The organism is Cupriavidus sp. SS-3, assembly GCF_035818815.1.
GTDB lineage: Bacteria > Pseudomonadota > Gammaproteobacteria > Burkholderiales > Burkholderiaceae > Cupriavidus > Cupriavidus taiwanensis_C.
Genome location: NZ_JAYLVT010000008.1, coordinates 200368 through 218540 on the forward strand (window position 1 = coordinate 200368; position 18173 = coordinate 218540).

Annotated in this window: 17 protein-coding genes; 9 read left to right on the forward strand and 8 right to left on the reverse strand. The window is 69.6% G+C overall.

All coding sequences use genetic code 11. The features are described from left to right. Window positions 1–44: 44 nt before the first annotated feature. From U9J39_RS14810 to U9J39_RS14820, 3 genes are all read right to left on the reverse strand, one after another. Window positions 45–2996 (reverse strand): c-type cytochrome, encoded by a 2952-nt coding sequence (locus tag U9J39_RS14810; RefSeq protein WP_326347372.1) that lies wholly within the window; start codon window positions 2994–2996, stop codon window positions 45–47. Beyond that, window positions 2993–3490, reverse strand: coding sequence for a (2Fe-2S)-binding protein (locus tag U9J39_RS14815; protein WP_115679747.1), 498 nt, complete (start codon window positions 3488–3490; stop codon window positions 2993–2995). The genes U9J39_RS14810 and U9J39_RS14815 overlap by 4 nt, the downstream gene beginning before the upstream one ends. Before the next feature lie 96 nt (window positions 3491–3586). Next, window positions 3587–4747 (reverse strand): FAD-dependent monooxygenase, encoded by a 1161-nt coding sequence (locus tag U9J39_RS14820; protein WP_115708654.1) that lies wholly within the window; start codon window positions 4745–4747, stop codon window positions 3587–3589. Between the two features lie 375 nt (window positions 4748–5122). Here U9J39_RS14820 and U9J39_RS14825 point away from each other — a divergent pair, with 375 nt between their 5' ends. From U9J39_RS14825 to U9J39_RS14840, 4 genes are read left to right on the forward strand one after another with little or no spacing between them, the layout of a single operon-like run. Beyond that, window positions 5123–5875, forward strand: coding sequence for a maleate cis-trans isomerase family protein (locus U9J39_RS14825; protein ID WP_115708656.1), 753 nt, complete (start codon window positions 5123–5125; stop codon window positions 5873–5875). Between the two features lie 11 nt (window positions 5876–5886). Further along, window positions 5887–6717, forward strand: coding sequence for an alpha/beta fold hydrolase (locus U9J39_RS14830; protein ID WP_326347374.1), 831 nt, complete (start codon window positions 5887–5889; stop codon window positions 6715–6717). Window positions 6718–6745: 28 nt separating this feature from the next. Beyond that, window positions 6746–7825 carry a 2,5-dihydroxypyridine 5,6-dioxygenase gene (locus U9J39_RS14835; RefSeq protein WP_116312294.1) on the forward strand — a complete coding sequence of 360 codons (1080 nt, stop codon included), beginning with the start codon at window positions 6746–6748 and terminating at the stop codon, window positions 7823–7825. After that, the gene (locus tag U9J39_RS14840; RefSeq protein ID WP_326347375.1) at window positions 7818–8459 is read left to right on the forward strand and encodes an N-carbamoylsarcosine amidohydrolase; all 642 of its coding nucleotides are present in this window, start codon (window positions 7818–7820) and stop codon (window positions 8457–8459) included. Before U9J39_RS14835 ends, U9J39_RS14840 begins: the two co-directional genes overlap by 8 nt. A 27-nt stretch (window positions 8460–8486) precedes the next feature. On the opposite strand, the gene U9J39_RS14845 is transcribed toward U9J39_RS14840, so the two are convergent. Further along, a complete protein-coding gene (locus tag U9J39_RS14845; protein WP_326347376.1) occupies window positions 8487–9242 on the reverse strand; it encodes a TetR/AcrR family transcriptional regulator in 756 nt (251 codons plus the stop codon). A 95-nt stretch (window positions 9243–9337) separates the two neighbouring features. Between U9J39_RS14845 and U9J39_RS14850 the strand changes: the two genes are divergently transcribed. Continuing rightward, complete coding sequence (locus U9J39_RS14850; RefSeq protein ID WP_326347377.1) at window positions 9338–11617, forward strand: xanthine dehydrogenase family protein molybdopterin-binding subunit; 2280 nt, start codon at window positions 9338–9340, stop codon at window positions 11615–11617. Between the two features lie 71 nt (window positions 11618–11688). Here the strand turns inward: U9J39_RS14850 and U9J39_RS14855 are convergent, their stop codons facing one another. Beyond that, window positions 11689–12165 carry a MarR family winged helix-turn-helix transcriptional regulator gene (locus tag U9J39_RS14855; protein ID WP_062797440.1) on the reverse strand — a complete coding sequence of 159 codons (477 nt, stop codon included), beginning with the start codon at window positions 12163–12165 and terminating at the stop codon, window positions 11689–11691. Between the two features lie 205 nt (window positions 12166–12370). Between U9J39_RS14855 and U9J39_RS14860 the strand changes: the two genes are divergently transcribed. From U9J39_RS14860 to U9J39_RS14875, 4 genes are read left to right on the forward strand one after another with little or no spacing between them, the layout of a single operon-like run. Further along, the gene (locus U9J39_RS14860) at window positions 12371–13258 is read left to right on the forward strand and encodes a DMT family transporter (RefSeq protein ID WP_115681414.1); all 888 of its coding nucleotides are present in this window, start codon (window positions 12371–12373) and stop codon (window positions 13256–13258) included. 57 nt (window positions 13259–13315) lie between these two features. Beyond that, window positions 13316–14104, forward strand: a complete 789-nt coding sequence (locus tag U9J39_RS14865; protein ID WP_326347378.1) for an SDR family oxidoreductase — start codon at window positions 13316–13318, stop codon at window positions 14102–14104. Window positions 14105–14146: 42 nt separating this feature from the next. After that, window positions 14147–14548, forward strand: coding sequence for a methylglyoxal synthase (locus U9J39_RS14870; protein ID WP_172581773.1), 402 nt, complete (start codon window positions 14147–14149; stop codon window positions 14546–14548). 50 nt (window positions 14549–14598) lie between these two features. Continuing rightward, window positions 14599–15576, forward strand: a complete 978-nt coding sequence (locus U9J39_RS14875; RefSeq protein ID WP_115708666.1) for a quinone oxidoreductase family protein — start codon at window positions 14599–14601, stop codon at window positions 15574–15576. A gap of 69 nt (window positions 15577–15645) precedes the next feature. Here the strand turns inward: U9J39_RS14875 and U9J39_RS14880 are convergent, their stop codons facing one another. The 3 genes from U9J39_RS14880 to U9J39_RS14890 form a co-directional block, all read right to left on the reverse strand. Next, a complete protein-coding gene (locus U9J39_RS14880) occupies window positions 15646–15939 on the reverse strand; it encodes a YkvA family protein (protein ID WP_012352181.1) in 294 nt (97 codons plus the stop codon). A 100-nt stretch (window positions 15940–16039) separates the two neighbouring features. Further along, complete coding sequence (locus U9J39_RS14885) at window positions 16040–17185, reverse strand: BMP family ABC transporter substrate-binding protein (protein ID WP_115679756.1); 1146 nt, start codon at window positions 17183–17185, stop codon at window positions 16040–16042. Between the two features lie 53 nt (window positions 17186–17238). Then, the gene (locus tag U9J39_RS14890) at window positions 17239–18159 is read right to left on the reverse strand and encodes an ABC transporter permease (protein WP_326347379.1); all 921 of its coding nucleotides are present in this window, start codon (window positions 18157–18159) and stop codon (window positions 17239–17241) included. Window positions 18160–18173: the final 14 nt, after the last annotated feature.

Sequence of the window (18173 nt, forward strand, 5' to 3'; positions counted from 1 at the left end):
CGCTGCGCAAGGCCCGCCAGCGTGGTGCACGGTGCTCCGGTGGTTCAGTGGGCAGGCCCCGCGCGCAACCGCGCGACGGTGTTCTCCAGGTCCTGCCAGGCGGGTTTGTCGGGCGCAAAGCGCGCGCGCAGGTACTGCGCCAGTTGCGCGATCTGCTGGTCGTCGAGCGTGTCGGCATACGCCGGCATCGCGCCCAGCTCGCCGTTGGGCGGTGCCGGCATGCCGCGCAGCAGCACCTGGATCACGTTGTCCGGCAGGGTGCTGTGCAGGTTGGTATTGAGCGCCAGCGACGGCTTCACGCCGAATTGCGCAATGCCCTGGTCCGACTGGTGGCAGACCGCGCAGGCGCTCTGGTACAGGCGATCGGCGGGACCGCCCAGGGTGCGCGCGGCCTGCTGGCTGCGTTGCTCGAACTGTGCCGCCTGCGCCGCCAGCACCGACGGGGCCGGCGCGGGCGCGCCGAACGAGGCCACGTAATGCGCGATCGCGCGCACATCGTCCTCGGGCAGTTGCGCGAGCTCTTCCACCACCGGCGCCATCGGTCCCGCCGCCGCGCCGTGGTGCGGCGCATAGCCGCCGCGCAGGTAGGTGAACAGCGCCGCCTCGGTCCACGGCACCGGCGCCTGCGACAGCGCGGTCAGCGCCGGCGCTTCCCAGCCTTCGGCGCTGCCGCCGGTCAGGTAGCGGCGCCCGCCTTGCTCGGCGCCGAGCGCATTGCGCGGCGAATGGCAGGCACTGCAGTGGCCCAGCCCCTCGGCCAGGTACGCGCCGCGATTCCATTGCGCCGAGCGCGACGGGTCCGGCGTAAAGCGTTCATTGCGATGGAACAGCAGGTTCCAGCCGGCGAGCAGCGGCCGCATGTTGAACGGGAACGCGAGTTGCGTCTGCGGCACCATGGATGTCACCGGCTCGGCTGACATCAGGTAGCCGTATAGCGCCTGCATGTCGCCGTCGCTGATTTTGGCGAAGGCGGTGTACGGGAACGCCGGATACAGGCGCCGCCCGTCGCGGTGGATGCCTTCGCGCATGGCGCGCTCGAACGCGGCGAAGGACCAGTTGCCGATGCCGGTCTGCACATCCGGCGTGATGTTGGTGCTGTAGACCGTGCCGAAGGGCGTTTCCAGCGGCAGGCCGCCGGCGTTCTTCACGCCGCCCGGCGCGGTATGGCAGACCGCGCAGTCGCCGGCGGCGGCGACCAGCCGGCCGCGCTCGAGCGTGGCGGCGGAATAGAAGCCGGCCTCGGGCGGCGCCACCGGCGCGATCGGTGCGCGCCACGGCAACAGCGTGGCGCACACGCCGGCCGCGGCGGCGGCGGCCGCGGCGATCCAGCCGCGCTTCTTGCGTTGCTTGCCGGGACTTGCCTCGGCCAATGCCAGGCGAATGCGTTCGGCGCTGAATGGTGGCTTGCGCAGGCGCACGCCGGTGGCGTCGAAGATGGCATTGGCCACCGCGGCGGCGGCCGGCAGCGCATCGGTGGGACCGGCAGCCAGCGCGTCGTGCGTGGCCAGCGTGCCGGCCAGCCGCACTTCCGGCAGGGCCTGTGCCGGCATGGCCGGCAAGTGTTCGCCGGCAGCACGCGCGTCCGCCGGCCAGGTGTCGAACGCCGGCGTGGCGGCGGTCAGCTGCAGCGCTGCGGCTGCGACGTCCCGCTCGATCGAGCGCGGCATCGATCGCGTCATCGCGGCGGCTTGCGGTGGCGGCAGCGATTCGCTGTCGTGGCCGACCGTGACGCGCGTGACCGCCAGCTCGCCGGTGCTGCCGTCGACCTCGACTTCAGCGACCCACGCCGACCAGCTCTGGCCGGCATCGTGGTCGATGGTGTGGGCGTAGGCAAAGCCGCGGCCGCGCCGCACATTGCCCGCCGCAGAGCTGGCGCGTGGCGCGGCGGCATTGGCGTCCAGGTCCCAGCCGGCGCGCTCGGCCACCTGCCGCACCAGCGCGGCGCCGCGCGGGTCGTCCAGATGCGCGAGGCGCAGCGCCACCGGGTCGGCGTCGCTGGCGGCGGCAAGCTCGTCGAGATGGGATTCGCGTGCGAACACCTGCGCGCGGGCTGCCGTCAGCGGCGCGGCGGCGAATGCCGCCGGGTCGCCGGACACGGCCAGCTCGATATGCGGGATGCCATACGGCGGGAGCGCCGCGTCGCCGCCATGGTTCGCCTCGATGCGGTCGGCCACCGGCGCCGGCGTGCGCGTGAGCCACAGCGCCAGGGGCGTTGCCGGCGGCGGCGTACCCGCCAGCGTGGCGGCGTAGGCGTCGACGGTGGCGCCGCTGCGCGCAGTCTCGACGCGGATAGCGAGCGCGGCATCGGCCAGGCCCACCTCGGCGGCGCGCAGCCGGCGCACCACCGGTTGCCCGCTGGCATGGGCCAGCAGCGCCGCGTCGGCGGCGGCGTGCGGCGCCAGCAGCGCGGGGTCGGCGCGGTCGTCGCGTGCTTGCCAGCAGACCAGTTGCACTTGTGTTGGCGCGATGCCCAGCAGTGCAGCGAGTTCGGCGCGCAGGGCGCCGGGGCGCGTGGCGGGCAGCCATACGGTCAGCGTGCCGTCGCGCCAGTCGGCGACAACGGTGCAGCAGGCATCGTCGCGGGTGCCTGCCAGTGGCCATTGGTAGTGCTGCGTGTGGGATGCGCGGGCGTGTTCGAGCGCATCTGCGGCATCGCCGCGTTGCGCCACTGTGTGGCGCGGCGCAGGGGTGGCGTCGGCGCGCGGCGGACCAGACCAGCGCGCCCGCAGGGCCCGCGCCGCCGCGGCGGCCTGGGCGGCAGAGACCGCGGCCACGCCGGCAAAGTTGTTGCGGACCACCACCGCGCGGATGCCGGGCAGCGCCAGCGCGGCGTCGCGCTCGGCCTGCAGCAGGCGCGCAGCGAGCGGCTCGCCGCCGACCCAGCGCAGGCCCGGCGGTGTCAGCACATGAGCCACCAGGCAATCGGCGCCGTGCGGCGGCAGGCCGGCGGCCAGTGCCGTCGCTTGCGTGGCGGCTTGCACGATTCCCGCGCTCACGACGCCGCCCCTTGCGCGGCCTGCCGCTGCAGCACCGCGGCCCGCCTGACCGCGCGCACGATTTCCACATGCGTGCCGCAACGGCACAGGTTGAAGCGCAAGGCTTCGCGGATCTGCGCTTCGTCGGGATCGGGGTTCTGCGCCAGCAGCGCCTTGGCGGTCATGATCATGCCGTTCAGGCAGTAGCCGCATTGCGCGGCCTGTTCTTCGATAAACGCCTGCTGCACGGGGTCCGGATGCTGTGCCGTGCCCAGGCCCTCGAGCGTGGTCACCGCGTGCCCCACCACGGCCTTGACCGGCAGCACGCATGAACGCGCCGGCAGGCCGTCCACCAGCACCGTGCAGGCGCCGCACTGGCCCAGGCCGCAACCGTACTTGGGCCCGTTGCAGCACAGGTCGTTGCGCAGGATGTAGAGCAGCGGCGTGTCAGGCGCCACGTCCAGCGTGTGCTCGGCGTGGTTGACCTGCAGGGTCAGGGGGCGGGGCGTGTTCATCGGGGGCTGGGGGCGGTTTGAACATCACGCATCGCAGCGCCGCGCCCCATTCTGGCGAGGGGCGGCGGCGGGCAGGGCGGTCAGGCGATCAGGCGATCAGGCGGCTTCGGACAGCGGCTTGCTCCCGGCCGACACCAGCGGCACGTTGAACACATCGTAGCCGAAACACCAGTCCGGGTTCTCGTTGCTGCGCAGCCAGGTGTTGTTGTGCGAAACCAACTGGACCTTGCCGGCGCGCTCGGCGCGGTTGGCCTCGTACAGCGCGAAGGCGGCGGCGTAGTCGTCGGTGCCGGCTTCGGTGAAGCAGCGCGTCAGCATGGCGGCATCCTCGATCGCCATCGCGGCGCCCTGCGCCATGTGCGGCTTCATCGGGTGGCAGGCATCGCCCAGCAGCACCAGGCGGCCCCGGCTCCACAGCGGCAGCGGGTCGCGCTCCAGCAGCGGCCACTTGGTCACTTCGACCGTGCCTTCGATCAGCGATTGCACGCCTTCATGCCAGCCGTCGAAGGCCGCGCGCATCTCTTCGATGCTGCTCGGCACCCAGCTCTTGCTCATGTCCCATTCGGGCTCGGGCACGCCGGTGACGTAGTAGATCTCGTCGAGCTTGCTGGTGTCGAAGTAGACCATCATGTGGCGGTCATCGGTCCACCACTTGGTGCAACGCTCGTGCGTGAAGCCCTTGACGCGCGCGATCGGAAACACCGCGCGGTGCGCCACGTAGCCGGTGTACTTGGGCGGCTCGGCGCCCAGCAGGGTCTCGCGGATGCGCGAATTGACGCCGTCGGCGCCGATCACGATATCGGCTTCCTCGACCGTGCCGTCGGTGAAGCGCAGCTGCACCACATCGCCCTGGTCGGTGACGCTTTCCAGCTTCTTGTTGAAGAACAGCGTGCCGGGCGCGACGGCGTCGGTCAGCAGCTTGTGGAAATCGCCGCGGTGCACGGTCAGGTAGCTGGCGCCGTAGTGGCGCACCGCATAGTCGCCCAGCGGGATCTGCGCGATCACCTCGCCGGTGAGGCCGTCGCGGCTGTACCAGTAGTCGGGGTGGCAACCCATGTCGTTGAGCGCGTCCTCGATGCCGATGCGCCGCATGATCTTCATCACGTTGGGCCCGACATGGATGCCCGCGCCCAGGCGCGAGAACGCCGGTGCCTGCTCATACAGCCTGACTTGGAAGCCGGCTCGCTGCAGCAGGGCGGCCGCGGCCGTTCCTCCGAGTCCGGCGCCGACAACTGCGATTCGCGGTTTGCCTTGCACGTTATTTCTCCTGGCAATGACACAAGGTCGATGGGGGCTGGGGCGGCCATGTGGCCGACCGTTAAAACGAGTGTACACACTCAAAATATCGAGGTAAAGGCGAAACTTGACGATCTTATGGAAAACCCTGATGCCGATGTGACCGCGTCGCAATGATGCGCTGCAATGGCGAAAACATGAGCAAAAACAGGGATTCATGGATTCAGTGTGCACTGAACGAGTGAATCGCGGCCGCTGCAGAATCTGTTTGCCTATATAAAGTGTGTACACTACAATCGATCGCAGCATGCAGGCCCATGGGCCGCTGCAGGCAGCCAGACCGACAGCGCGACCAAAGCGCAACCAAGGGCAGACAAACAGATGACGGAGTCGACAGTGCAGAAAGTTTTCCGAATCGGCCAGATCGTGCCGAGCTCCAACACCACCATGGAAACCGAGATCCCGGCGATGCTGGCCGCGCGCCAGCTGGTGCGCCCGGAGCGCTTCACCTTCCACTCGAGCCGGATGCGGATGAAGAAAGTGGTCAAGGAAGAACTGGCCGCCATGGATGCGGAATCCGACCGCTGCGCGGTGGAACTGAGCGACGCCCGCGTCGACGTGCTCGGCTACGCTTGCCTGGTGGCGATCATGGCGATGGGCCACGGCTACCACCGCGTCTCCGAGCAGCGCCTGCAGGCGCATACCGCCGAGAACGGCGGCGACGCGCCGGTGATCACCAGCGCCGGCGCGCTGGTCGATGCGCTCAAGGTGATGGGCGCGAAGCGCATCGCGGTGGTGGCGCCGTACATGAAGCCGCTGACCGAGCTGGTGGTCGACTACATCCGCAACGAAGGCTACGAGGTGGTCGACTACCGCGCGCTGGAGATCCCCGACAACCTGGAGGTCGGCCGCCATGACCCGGCCAGGCTGCCGGAGATCGTCGCGCAGATGAACACCGCCGATGCCGACGTGATCGTACTGTCGGCGTGCGTACAGATGCCGTCGCTGCCGGCGATTGCGAAGGTCGAGGCCATGACCGGCAAGCCGGTCGTCACCGCCGCCGTTGCCACCACCTATGCGCTGCTCAAGCGCCTGGGGCTGGAGCCGGTGGTGCCGGGCGCCGGCGCGCTGCTGTCGGGCGCGTACTGAAGGGGCAGGCCATGGCAGAAAGCACCTTTCTCTACGGCGCCAACGTCCACGCCAACGGCATCCGCCAGCATTACCTGCGCTATGGCGGGCAGGCGGGCGCGCGCGCGCAGCGCGATGCCGTCATCATCGTGCCGGGCATCACCAGCCCCGCGGTGACCTGGGGCTTTGTCGGCGAGCGCTTCGGGCAGCAGTTCGATACCTATGTGCTCGACGTGCGCGGCCGCGGCCTGTCGCAGGCCGGTGCCGAGCTGGCCTACAGCCTCGATGCGCAGGCCGCCGACGTGGTCGCCTTTGCCGCGGCGCTGGGACTGCAGCGCTATGCCGTGGTCGGCCATTCGATGGGCGCGCGCATCGGCATCCGCGCCGCGCGCGCCAAGCCCGCGGGCCTGACGCGGCTGGTGCTGGTCGATCCGCCGGTGTCCGGCCCGGGGCGCCGCGCTTATCCGTCGCAACTGCCCTGGTACATCGACTCGATCCGGCTGGCGCAGCAGGGCATCGATGCCGAAGGCATGCGCCGCTTCTGCCCGACCTGGACCGAAGACCAGCTGCGCCTGCGCGCGCAATGGCTGCATACCTGCGACGAGCGCGCGATCCTGGCCAGCTTCAACGGCTTCCACGAGGACGACATCCACGCCGACCTGCCGCGGCTAGCCGTGCCGGCGCTGCTGATGACCGCCGGCCGCGGCGACGTGATCCGCGCGGAAGACGTGCAGGAAATGCGCACGCTGCTGCCGGCCTTGCTGGTCGCGCACGTTGCCAACGCCGGCCACATGATCCCTTGGGACGACGAGGCCGGCTTTTACCGCGCCTTCGGCGATTTCCTCGGCGCGCCGTTGAATTGAGCGCTGAATTGATGGATAAGGAGCGAACATGCCCGTAAGCGATTACGACCTGACGGCAGCGTGGAAGCAGGTGCTGACGCTGTCGAAGCTGCAGCCGGGACAGACCGTCACCGTGCTCACCGGCGCCGCCACGCATCCGCAGACGCTGCGCACGGCAATGGTGGCGGCGCAGTCGATGGGCGCCATCGTCAACCGGCTCGACCTCCCGCCCGTCAACGGCGAGAAGGCGCTCAGCCGCGATGCGCTGGCCTACCTGGGCACCACGCCGCTGACCGGCAATCCGGCGGCGATCGCCGCGCTGAAGGCGAGCGACCTGGTGCTGGACCTGATGACGCTGCTGTTCTCGCCCGAGCAGCACGAGATCCTGTCCGGCGGCACCAAGATCCTGCTGGCGGTGGAGCCGCCGGAAGTGCTGGCGCGGCTGGTGCCGACCGAGGCCGACCGCGCCCGCGTCAAGGCCGCCACGCAGCGGCTGGGCCGCGCGCGCGAGATGCATATCGTGTCCAACGCCGGCATGGACCTGCGCTGCCGCCTGGGCGAATTCCCCGCGATCAGCGAGTATGGCTTTGTCGACGAGCCCGGGCGCTGGGACCACTGGCCGAGCGGCTTCGTGCTGACCTGGCCCGACGAGGGCGGCACCGACGGCACCATCGTGCTGGACCGCGGCGACATCCTGCTGCCGATGAAGTCTTACCTGCAGGCGCCGATCCGCATCACGGTCGAGGCCGGCTACGTGCGTCGCATCGAGGGCGGCGTCGATGCCGAGCTGCTGGCCGACTACATGGCCTCGTTCAACGATCCGGAAGCGTATGCCATGTCGCATATCGGCTGGGGCCTGCAGCCGCGCGCGAGCTGGTCGGCGCTGGCGATGTACGACCGCGAGGCCACCATCGGCATGGACGCGCGCGCCTACGAGGGCAACTTCCTGTGCTCGTTCGGCCCCAACAATGAAGCCGGCGGCAGCCGCACCACCGCCTGCCATATCGATATTCCCGTGCGCCACTGCACCGTCAGCCTCGACGGCGAGCCGGTGGTGGTGCGCGGCAAGGTGATGGACGGGCACCACGCTCCCGCGGCATCGCTCTACAAGGATTCGCGCCATGGATGACGCAGTGCAGACCTACCAGCGCCAGGGCTTTGGCGCTTCGATGGAGCTCAAGGCGCCGTACGGCCTGCTGATCATCGACTTCGTCAACGGCTTTGCCGATCCGGCGGTGTTCGGCGGCGGCAATATCCCCGAAGCCATCCGCAACACCCAGCCGCTGCTGCGCGCCGCGCGCGAGCACGGCTGGCCGGTGGCGCACAGCCGCATCGTGTTCGCCGACGACGACAGCGACCACAACATCTTCACGCTGAAGGTGCCGGGCATGCTGACACTGAAGGAAGATGGCCACAACAGCCAGATCGTGCCCGAGCTGGCCCCCGCGGCGGGCGAGCTGGTGGTGCGCAAGACGGTGCCGTCGGCGTTCTTCGGCACCTCGCTGGCGGCATGGCTGACGCAGCGCGGCGTGCAGACGCTGCTGGTGGCGGGCTGCGTCACCAGCGGCTGCGTGCGCGCCAGCGTGGTCGATGCGATGTCGCTGGGGTTTCGCCCGCTGGTGGTGTCGGATTGCGTGGGCGACCGCGCGCTCGGGCCGCATGATGCCAACCTGTTCGACATGGCGCAGAAGTACGCCACGGTGCTGACGCGCGACGAGGCGCTGGCGCTGGCGCAGGTGGCGGGCGTGCGCGCCGCCGCCTGAGCCTGGCCGATGGCGCCCGTGCCGGTCTCAGCCCGCCGTCGCGCGCCTGGCGCGTGCCGCCTTGCGCGGCGCGGCGGCGGGTGGCACATGCGCCTCCGGCACGGCGCCGGGCACGGCCACCGTGCGCAGCACGGTCTGCTGGATCACATCGCGCCAGTGCGCCAGCGCGGGCGGGCTCATCATGGGCTCGCCCAGGAAGGCGCTGAGCGTATGATGGTTGGAGTTATAGAAGTAGCCAAGCGAAGCGATCACCATATACACGTCGCGCGCGCCGGCGTCCGCGCGGAACAGCCCGGCGGCCTTGCCGCGCGCGAGGATGCCGTCGAGCACCGACAGCGCATAGCTGGAGATCTCGCGCAGCCGCACCGACTTCTTCGCGTGCTTGCCCTGGCTCATGTTCTCGCTGGTCAGGATGGCGACGAACTCGGGATGGTCCAGGTAGTACTGCCAGACGAAGTCGACCAGTTGCGACAGCGCGCGCACGGGGTCGGCGGCGTCGAGCTCATGCTCCAGCTGCTGCTCGGCCTGGTTGAGCTGCAGGTAGATGGTCTCCAGTACTTCGACGAACAGCTTCTCCTTGCTGCCGAAGTAGTAGTAGATCATCCGGTCGTAGGTCTTGGCCAGCGACGAGATGCGTTCGATGCGGCCGCCGTCGTAGCCGCGCTGGGCGAACACCTTGATGGCGGCTTTGAGGATGCGCTCGCGGCTGTCCTGCGCTTGCCGGGCCCGGGTGCCGGCTGCCGCCCGACGGGTGGCGGGCGCGGCCGCAGTCTTGGTGGTCATGGTGGGTGTTCTTGCCGTGTGCCTGTTGGCTGGCAGTATAACGTTGACATGCGCGGCGGCCCCGCGCGGCGGCCGATGATGAAGAGAGTAGAACGATGACGGCAACCCAGCTGCAACCCCCGGCGCAGGCCGACGCCGCCACGCCGCGCGCACTGCGGCTGACGCTGCTGCAGGCCACCGGCGTGCTGCTGGTGACGCGCGCCCCGCAGCCGGCCGCGCGCCCGGCGCCTGGCCAGCCCGGCGCGGCGTCGGACTATGTGCCGGCGCTGCCGGACCTGTTTATCGCCGTGCGCGACAGCGGCGAGGTGCTCGCATTCAACGGCCACGTCGACCTGGGCACCGGCATCCGCACCGCGCTGGCGCAGATCGTCGCCGAAGAACTCGACGTGCCGCTCGCGCAAGTGCGCATGGTGCTGGGCCATACCGAGGCCACGCCCAACCAGGGCCCGACCATCGCCAGCGCCTCGATCCAGATCTCGGCACTGCCGCTGCGCCGCGCGGCGGCACAGGCGCGCGCGTGGCTGCAGGCGCGCGCGGCGCTGCAGCTCGGCGTCGACGCCTCCGCGCTGGAAGCGGAGAACGGCGTATTCCGGGTGCGCGGCACGCAGGCCAGCCTCGGTTACGCCGCGCTGGTCGCCGGCGAGCACGTGGAGTTGCCGCTGGCCGACGACATGCCGGTCAAGCCGGTCGAGTCCTACCGCATCGTCGGCCGCGCGGCGCCGCGCGTCGATATCCCCGACAAGGCGCGCGGGGCGCTGACCTTCGTCCACGACGTGCGCGTGCCCGGCATGCTGCACGGCCGCGTGGTGCGCCCGCCGTATGCCGGGCGCGACAGCGGCGCCTTCGTCGGCAACAGCCTGCTGGCCATCGACCGCGATTCGGTGCGCGACGTGCCCGGCCTGGTCGAGGTGGTGGTGCAGGGCGACTTCGTCGGCGTGGTGGCCGAGCGCGAGGAATATGCGGTGCAGGCCGCGCGCCGGCTGCGCGTGCGCTGGAAGCCGGTGCCGCCGTTGCCCGCGCTGGACGATCCGGAGCCGGCGCTGCGCGACAACCCCGCCACGCGGCGCGAGCTGCTGACAGAGGGCGAGCTGCCCGCCGGCGGCGCCGGCACGGTACTGCAGCGGCGGTACGTGTGGCCGTACCAGATGCACGGCTCCATCGGCCCGTCCTGCGCCGTGGCCGACTGGCATGAAGAGGGGCTGACGGTATGGTCCGGCACGCAGAACCCGCACATGCTGCGCATCGACCTGTCCCGGCTGTGCGGCCTGGGCGAGGACCGCATCGAGATCGTGCGCATGGAGGCCGCCGGCTGCTACGGGCGCAATTGCGCCGACGACGTCTGCGCCGACGCGGCGCTGCTGTCGCGCGCAGTGGGGCGGCCGGTGCGCGTGCAGCTGTCGCGCGAGCAGGAGCACCTGTGGGAGCCCAAGGGCGCGGCGCAACTGATGGACGTCAGCGCCACGCTTGGTGCCGATGGCGCGCTGCTCGGCTATGACTTCACCAGCCGCTATCCGTCCAACGACGCGCCCACGCTGGCGCTGGTGCTGACCGGCGCCGTGTCCAATGCCCCGCGCACGCTGGAGATGGGCGACCGCACCGCGGTGCCGCCCTACGCGTATGCCGCGCGCCGCATCGGCTGCGACGACACGCCGGCAATCGTGCGCGCGTCGTGGCTGCGCGGCGTGTCGGCGCTGCCCAATGCGTTCGCGCACGAGTGCGTGATCGACGAGCTGGCGATGGAGGCTGGCGCCGATCCGGTGGAATTCCGCTTGCGCCACCTGCCGGATGAACGCGCCGCGGATTTGCTGCGGGCCGTCGCCGATGCGGCCGGCTGGCAGTGCGGCGCAGCCGGAGCGCGCGGCGTGCCGGATGCCGACGGACGGCTGCGCGGCCGGGGCGTGGCCTATGCGCGCTATATCCACAGCCGTTTTCCCGGCTTCGGCGCGGCCTGGGCCGCGTGGGTGGTGGACCTGTCCGTGGACGCGGGCACCGGCCGCATCGCCATCGACAAGGTGGTGGTGGGGCAGGACACCGGCATGGTCGTCAATCCCGACGGCGTGCGCCACCAGATCCACGGCAATGTGGTGCAGACCCTCAGCCGCGTGCTGAAGGAGCAGGTCCGCTTCGATGCCGACGGCGTCGCCAGCCGCGAATGGGGCAGCTATCCGCTGCTGACCTTCCCGGAAATCCCGCCGATCGAGGTGTTGCTGATGCCGCGCCAGTCAGAGCCGCCGCTGGGCGCGGGCGAATCCGCCTCGCTGCCGGGCGCGCCGGCGATCGCCAACGCGCTGTTCGATGCGCTGGGGGTGCGCCTGCGCCGGCCGCCGTTCGTGCCGGAGACGGTGCTGGCGGCGATGGCCGCAACCAAAGGCTGATTGTGTACTCCCTCTCCCGCTTGCGGGGGAGGGGAGAAACCCGCGCGCGTCAGTGAGCCTGCAGCGCCGCGCTAGCCGCCATTCCCCTCGTCGATCTCGCTCATCTTGCGCAGCAGGTAAGTCACGGCCACGCGCTCGGCCGGATTCAAGCTGCCGAAGGTCTGCTCCGAAATCTCCTTCGCGAACGGCACGGTCTGGTCGATCAGCGCCAGCCCGGCGGGCGTGACCGTCACCACCACCTTGCGCCGGTCGTTGGGATCATGCGAGACCGCTATCAGCTTGCGCGACTTGAGCCGGTCGATGATGCCGCGCACCGTGGCCTGGTCGATCGCGGTCGCGCGCACCACCTCGTTCATCGAACACGGCTGCCGGTCGCGCACCGCGCACAGCACCACGAACTGCGCCGCGGTCAGCTGCGAATCGGGAATGGTCTGCTGGAAGATCGCCACATGGCGCTGGTAGGCGCGCCGCAGCAGATGGCCCACCTGCTCGGTGAAGTCATAGTCGGCGGCAGGCTTGCCGGAAGGCGTGTCGGCGGGCTGGGGCACGAAGCAGGCGCGGTGGCTGAAGGTGACCCAGAGTATACCGAGGAAGGCCCCGGAACAGGGCAGCCGCCGGCCGGGGCGGCGTCCGATGCCCTCGCGGCTTTTCGAATACAATCGTCGGGTCGTTTTGCGGGGCCGCCGTGCCGGCCCGCTTTCCCCCGTATCCCTCGTGCCCGCCTCCCAGAAGTCTCTCGCCGTGCCGGTCGCGCTGCCCTCGCCGCAGCGCTCGGGTCTTGTCATCGCCGCCGTGGGCGCGGTGCTGTTCTCGGCCAAGGCCATCGTCGCCAAGCTGATGTATCGCTACAACGTCGATGCGGTGATGGTGATCACGCTGCGCATGCTGTTCGCGGTGCCGCTGTTCATGGCCATCGGCTGGTGGCAGTCGCGCCGGCTGGCGCCGCTGTCGTGGGCCGACCGGGGCCGGGTGGTGTTCCTCGGCTTTATCGGCTACTACCTGTCCAGCTTCCTTGACTTCATCGGCCTGCAGTACATCACTGCCGGGCTGGAGCGGCTGATCCTGTTCCTGACGCCATCGTTCGTGCTGCTGGTCACCGCGCTGGTGTTCCGCCGGCCCATCGGCACGCGCCAGTGGATGTCGTTGCTGCTGGCCTATGCCGGCATCGTGCTGGTGTTCGCGCATGACCTCGATGTCAGCGGCAGCCAGGTGTGGCTGGGCGGCGCGCTGGTGCTGGGCAGCGCCATCACCTATGGTATCTACCTGATCCTGAGCGGCGAGCTGGTGCGGCGCATCGGCTCCCTGCGGCTGGTGGCTTATGCCATGTGCGTGTCGACCGCCTGCTGCGTGATCCAGTACCTGGTGCTGGGCCGGCCCGTGGCGGAGCTGGCGCAGCCGGCGCCGGTGATGTGGCTGTCGCTCGTCAACGCGGTGTTCTGCACCGTGCTGCCGGTGTCGCTGACCATGGTGGCGGTGTCTCGCATCGGCGCGCCGATGGCATCGCAGGCCGGCATGATCGGGCCGGTGTCGACGCTGTTGCTGGCCTTCTGGCTGCTCGGCGAGCCCGTCAGCGGCGTGCAGCTGGCCGGCAGCGCGCTGGTGATGGGCGGCATGTACTTGCTGTCGGCAAGGAAGAACTGATTCTGGCGGACCCGCCCGGCGCGGGTTCGTCGCAGACAACAAACTAGGGAGAATCACATGGATCTGGGACTGCGCGGCAAGCATGCGCTGGTATGCGGCGCCAGCAAGGGCCTGGGCTTTGCCTGCGCCGATGCGCTGGCCGCCGAGGGCGTCGACGTGGTGATCGTGGCGCGCGGCGTCGAGGCGCTGGAAAAGGCCGCGGCCGACCTGCGCGCGCGCCATGGCCGCCGCGTGATCGCGGTGGCGACCGACATCACCACGCCCGAGGGCCGCAAGGCGGCGCTGGATGCCGCCGCCAAGCTCGGCGACCTCGACATCCTGGTCAACAACGCCGGCGGCCCGCCGCCGGGCAATTTCCGCGACTGGGAACGCAGCGACTGGCTGGCCGCGCTGGACGCCAACATGCTGACCCCGATCGAGCTGATCAAGGCCACCGTCGACGGCATGATCGCGCGCAAGTGGGGCCGCATCATCAATATCACCAGCGGCGCGGTCAAGGCGCCGATCGATGTGCTGGGCCTGTCCAACGGCGCGCGCTCCGGCCTGACCGGCTTCGTTGCCGGCGTCGCGCGCGAAGTGGCGCAGCACGGCGTCACCATCAACAACCTGCTGCCCGGTCCGTTCAATACCGACCGGCTGTTCAAGACCATGGAAGGCGGCGCGAAGAAGGCCGGCCTGAGCGTCGAGGAAGTGGCGCAGCGCCGCGCCGCGGCCAACCCGTCGCGCCGCTTCGGCGACCCGGCCGAGTTCGGCGCCACCTGCGCCTTCCTGTGCAGCCGCCACGCCGGCTACATCACCGGCCAGAACATCCTGCTCGACGGCGGCGCCTTCCCTGGCACGTTCTGATCCGCAGTGTCCTGACCTTACCCGTACCCCGCAAAGGAAGCCCTGATGACCCGGCCCCGTATCGCGCTGATCGCCCATGACCACAAGAAGGACGACATCGTCGCCTTCGCCGCACGCCATCGCGACTTCCTGTCGCAGTGCGAACTGCTTGCCACCGGCACCACCGGCGGGCGCCTGATCGACGAAGTCGGGCTGGACGTCACGCGCATGCTGTCGGGCCCGTGGGGCGGCGACCTGCAGATCGGCGCGCAGCTGGCCGAAGGCCGCGTCAGCGCGGTGGTGTTCCTGCGCGACCCGATGACGCCGCAGCCGCACGAACCCGATATCAACGCGCTGGTGCGCGCCTGCGACGTGCACAACGTGCCGTGCGCGACCAACGTGGCCAGCGCCGAGCTGCTGCTGGCGGGGCTTGCGCGCGAGAACGGCGCGGCGCAGGCCGGCTGAAGTACTCCGCATTCCCGATCGATGCCTCACCAAAACAAGGAGCGACGCAGATGAGCAAAGCCATCCGGATCGAGCAGACCGGCGGTCCCGAAGTCATGCAGTGGGTCGATGTACAGGTGGGCGACCCCGGCCCCGGCGAAGTGCGCGTGCGCCACGAGGCGGTGGGCCTGAACTACATCGATGTCTATTTCCGCACCGGGCTGTACAAGCAGCCGCTGCCGGGCGGGCTGGGCATGGAAGGCGCCGGCGTGGTCGAGGCGGTGGGCGAGGGCGTGCGCCATGTGGCCGTGGGCGACCGCGTGGCCTATGCCGGCCGTCCTACCGGTGCCTATGCGCAGGTGCGGGTGATGCCGGCCGACATCGTGGTGCGGCTGCCCGATGCGATCCCGTTCGATACCGCCGCGGCGATGATGCTGCAAGGCCTGACGGCACAGTACCTGATCCGCGACAGCTACAAGGTGCAGCCGGGCGACACCGTGCTGCTGCACGCGGCCGCGGGCGGCGTGGGCCTGATCGCGTGCCAGTGGCTGAAGGCGCTGGGCGTGACCGTGATCGGCACCGTCGGCAGCGACGAAAAGGCCGAGCTGGCGCGCGCCAACGGCTGCGCCCACACCATCGTCTATACGCGCGAGTCGTTCGTCGAGCGGGTCCGTGAGATCACCAACGGCAAGGGCGTGCCGGCGGTCTATGACTCGATCGGCGCCGATACCTTCCGCGGCTCGCTCGACTGCCTGGCGCCGCGCGGCACCATGGTCAGCTTCGGCAACGCCTCGGGTCCGGTGCCGCCGTTCGACCTGTCGGTGCTGGGCAACAAGGGCTCGCTGCGGCTGACGCGGCCGACGCTGATGACCTACGTGGTGCACCGCGAACTGCTCGAGCCGATGGTGGCGGACCTGTTCGATGCCGTCACCACCGGCAAGGTGAAGGTCGACATCCGCCAGCGCTACGCGCTGTCTGAAGTGGCGCAGGCGCACCGCGACCTGGAATCGCGCAAGACCACCGGCTCGACCGTCCTGCTGCCGCACTGAAAGCGGTTCTGCGCGGGCAAGAAAAATCCCCGGGGCACTCGGTGTCCCGGGGATTTTTTGTTGGGGGCGTCAGTGCGGCCGCACCGTGGTCGCAGTCGCGCGTGCCTGCGCCTGGCGCAGGATATGCGGCGGCAGGCGCTTGAGGATCAGGTGGACTGCGAGCGGGATCAGCACCACGTCGTCGATGATGCCGAGGCCCGCGACCACGTCAGGTACCAGGTCGATCGGCGAAATCGCGTACAGCAACAGGCCGAGCGCAGCCGGCTTCAGCCATGCCGGGGCATCCGGGTGGCGCAGCGCATACCAGAACAGGCGCCCGTCGCGGCGAACCAGCGTCCACAGGGCCGAAAAACGCTTCAACATGAGAGGCCTCCTTCACATGGCGGGCGCCAGACTCTGGCGCATACGCAGAGAGGTTGGGCCGGTCTCGCGGGCTTCAAGTTCCGGAGGTGCGGGAAGGTGCTCAACCCGGGATTTTCCCTTCCACCCCCTCGACATAGAACTTCACGCCGTGCAGGAATTTGTCGTCCGCGACCTGGTCCTTGGCCAGCTGTTCCTTGCCGGTGTTGTCCTTGATCGGGCCCTTCCAGATCGGCGCGGTGCCGTCGATGATGCCCTTCTTGCGCTCGTCGACGAGCGCCTTGACGTCGGCCGGCACGTCGGCGTTGTAGCTCTTCAGGTCGATCATGCCTTCCTTCAGGCCCCACCACGTGGTGCTGTTCTTCCACTGGTTGTTGAGCACGTCCTCGACCACCTTGTTGTAGTAGACGCCCCACGAGATCACCGACGCGGCCAGGTGGGCCTTGTCGCCGAACTTGGTCATGTCGCTGTCCCAGCCGAAGGCATGGACGCCCTTCTCCTGCGCGGTCTGCACCACGGCGGCGGAGTCGGTGTTCTGCATCAGCATGTCGACGCCCTGGCCGATCAGCGTGGTCGCGGCTTCGCGTTCCTTGCCCGGATCGAACCACTTGTTGACCCACACCACCTTGACCGTGGCGTTCGGGTTGACGCTGCGCGCGCCCAGCGTGAACGAGTCGATATTGCGGATCACTTCGGGGATGGGCACCGAGGCCACCACGCCCATCTTGCCGGTCTTGCTCATCTTGCCGGCGACCACGCCCGCGAGGTAGGCGCCTTCATAGGTGCGCACGTCGTACTGGGCCAGGTTGTCGGCGGTCTTGAAGCCGGTGGCGTGCTCGAACTTCACGTCCGGGAATTCCTTCGCCACCTTGAGCATCGACTCCATGTAGCCGAAGGTGGTGCCGAAGATCAGCTTGTTACCCTGGCTGGCCAGGTCGCGGAACACGCGCTCGGCGTCGGCGGCGGATTCCGGCACGTTTTCGACGAAGGTAGTCTTGACCTTGCTGCCGAACTTTTCTTCCACGGCCTTGCGGCCGTTGTCATGCGCGAAGGTCCAGCCGGCATCGCCGACCGGGCCGATATAGACGAACGCAACCTTGAGCGGCTCGGCTGCCTGCCCGGCAGCGGGCGCGGAAGCGGCGCCGGCGGGCTCGGCGGGCTTGTCGGCTTCTTTCTTGCCACAGCCGGCCAGGGCCAGCACGGCGGTGGCGGCCAGCGCCGCCAGGGTCTTCCTGCGCGTGACGATCATGATTTCTCCTTGTGTGAATGGTTGTAGCTCGGGGATTTCCGTCAAAAAAACGATCAGGCGTTGCCGGGGCGGAACGGCTTGCCCAGCGACGCCGGCATGTTCAGGCGTATCCACGCGGGATTGCGCGAAATCAGCGCCAGCACCACGATGGTGGCGGCGTACGGCAGCATCGACAGGAACTGCGGTGGCGCTGCTACGCCGATCCCCTGCAGGTAGAACTGCAGGATGGTCACGGCGCCGAACAGCCACGCGCCCACCAGCACGCGGCCCGGGCGCCAGGTGGCAAAGGTGGTCAGCGCCAGCGCGATCCAGCCGCGGCCCGCCACCAGGTTCTCGACCCACATCGGGGTATAGACCAGCGACAGGTAGGCGCCCGCCAGCCCGCAGCAGGCGCCGCCGAACAGCAGCGCGCCGAAGCGGATGGTGCGCACCGGGTAGCCCAGCGCATGCGCCGACTCCGGCGATTCGCCGATCGCGCGCAGCGTCAGCCCGGCGCGCGTGCGGAACAGGAACCACATGATGGCGAAGCACAGCATCAGGCTGAAATACACCATCCAGTGATGCTGGAAGAAGGCCGGCCCGACAAAGGGCAGGTCGGCAAGGCCCGGCACGGCCTTGGCCTGCGCCGGCATGGCGTAGCCGACGAAGCGCTGGCCCATGAAGGCCGACAGGCCGGTGCCGAAGATCGACAGCGCCAGCCCGGTGGCGACCTGGTTGGTGGCCAGCACCAGCGCCAGCCACGAGAACAGGGTGGCCATCAGCATGCCGGCCAGCGCGCCGGCGGCAAAGCCGAGCATGGGCGACTGGGTCTGGTAGCCGACCATGAAGCCGGCCACCGCGGCCACCAGCATCATGCCTTCGGCGCCCAGGTTGAGCACGCCCGAGCGTTCGTTGATCAGCAGGCCCAGCGCGGCCAGCAGCAGCGGCGTGCCGGCGTTGATGGCGGTGGCGATGAGGGGGGCGAGTTGTTCCATGGTCTTGGTGTGCT

What these genes read in the sequence shown, in the direction of transcription:
- U9J39_RS14815 (WP_115679747.1), bottom strand. Translation starts at nt 3,490, where the DNA reads ATGAACACGCCCCGCCCCCTGACCCTGCAGGTCAACCACGCCGAGCAC.
- U9J39_RS14830 (WP_326347374.1), top strand. Translation starts at nt 5,887, where the DNA reads ATGGCAGAAAGCACCTTTCTCTACGGCGCCAACGTCCACGCCAACGGC.
- U9J39_RS14835 (WP_116312294.1), top strand. Translation starts at nt 6,746, where the DNA reads ATGCCCGTAAGCGATTACGACCTGACGGCAGCGTGGAAGCAGGTGCTG.
- U9J39_RS14840 (WP_326347375.1), top strand. Translation starts at nt 7,818, where the DNA reads ATGGATGACGCAGTGCAGACCTACCAGCGCCAGGGCTTTGGCGCTTCG.
- U9J39_RS14845 (WP_326347376.1), bottom strand. Translation starts at nt 9,242, where the DNA reads ATGACCACCAAGACTGCGGCCGCGCCCGCCACCCGTCGGGCGGCAGCC.
- U9J39_RS14850 (WP_326347377.1), top strand. Translation starts at nt 9,338, where the DNA reads ATGACGGCAACCCAGCTGCAACCCCCGGCGCAGGCCGACGCCGCCACG.
- U9J39_RS14865 (WP_326347378.1), top strand. Translation starts at nt 13,316, where the DNA reads ATGGATCTGGGACTGCGCGGCAAGCATGCGCTGGTATGCGGCGCCAGC.
- U9J39_RS14875 (WP_115708666.1), top strand. Translation starts at nt 14,599, where the DNA reads ATGAGCAAAGCCATCCGGATCGAGCAGACCGGCGGTCCCGAAGTCATG.
- U9J39_RS14880 (WP_012352181.1), bottom strand. Translation starts at nt 15,939, where the DNA reads ATGTTGAAGCGTTTTTCGGCCCTGTGGACGCTGGTTCGCCGCGACGGG.
- U9J39_RS14885 (WP_115679756.1), bottom strand. Translation starts at nt 17,185, where the DNA reads ATGATCGTCACGCGCAGGAAGACCCTGGCGGCGCTGGCCGCCACCGCC.
- U9J39_RS14890 (WP_326347379.1), bottom strand. Translation starts at nt 18,159, where the DNA reads ATGGAACAACTCGCCCCCCTCATCGCCACCGCCATCAACGCCGGCACG.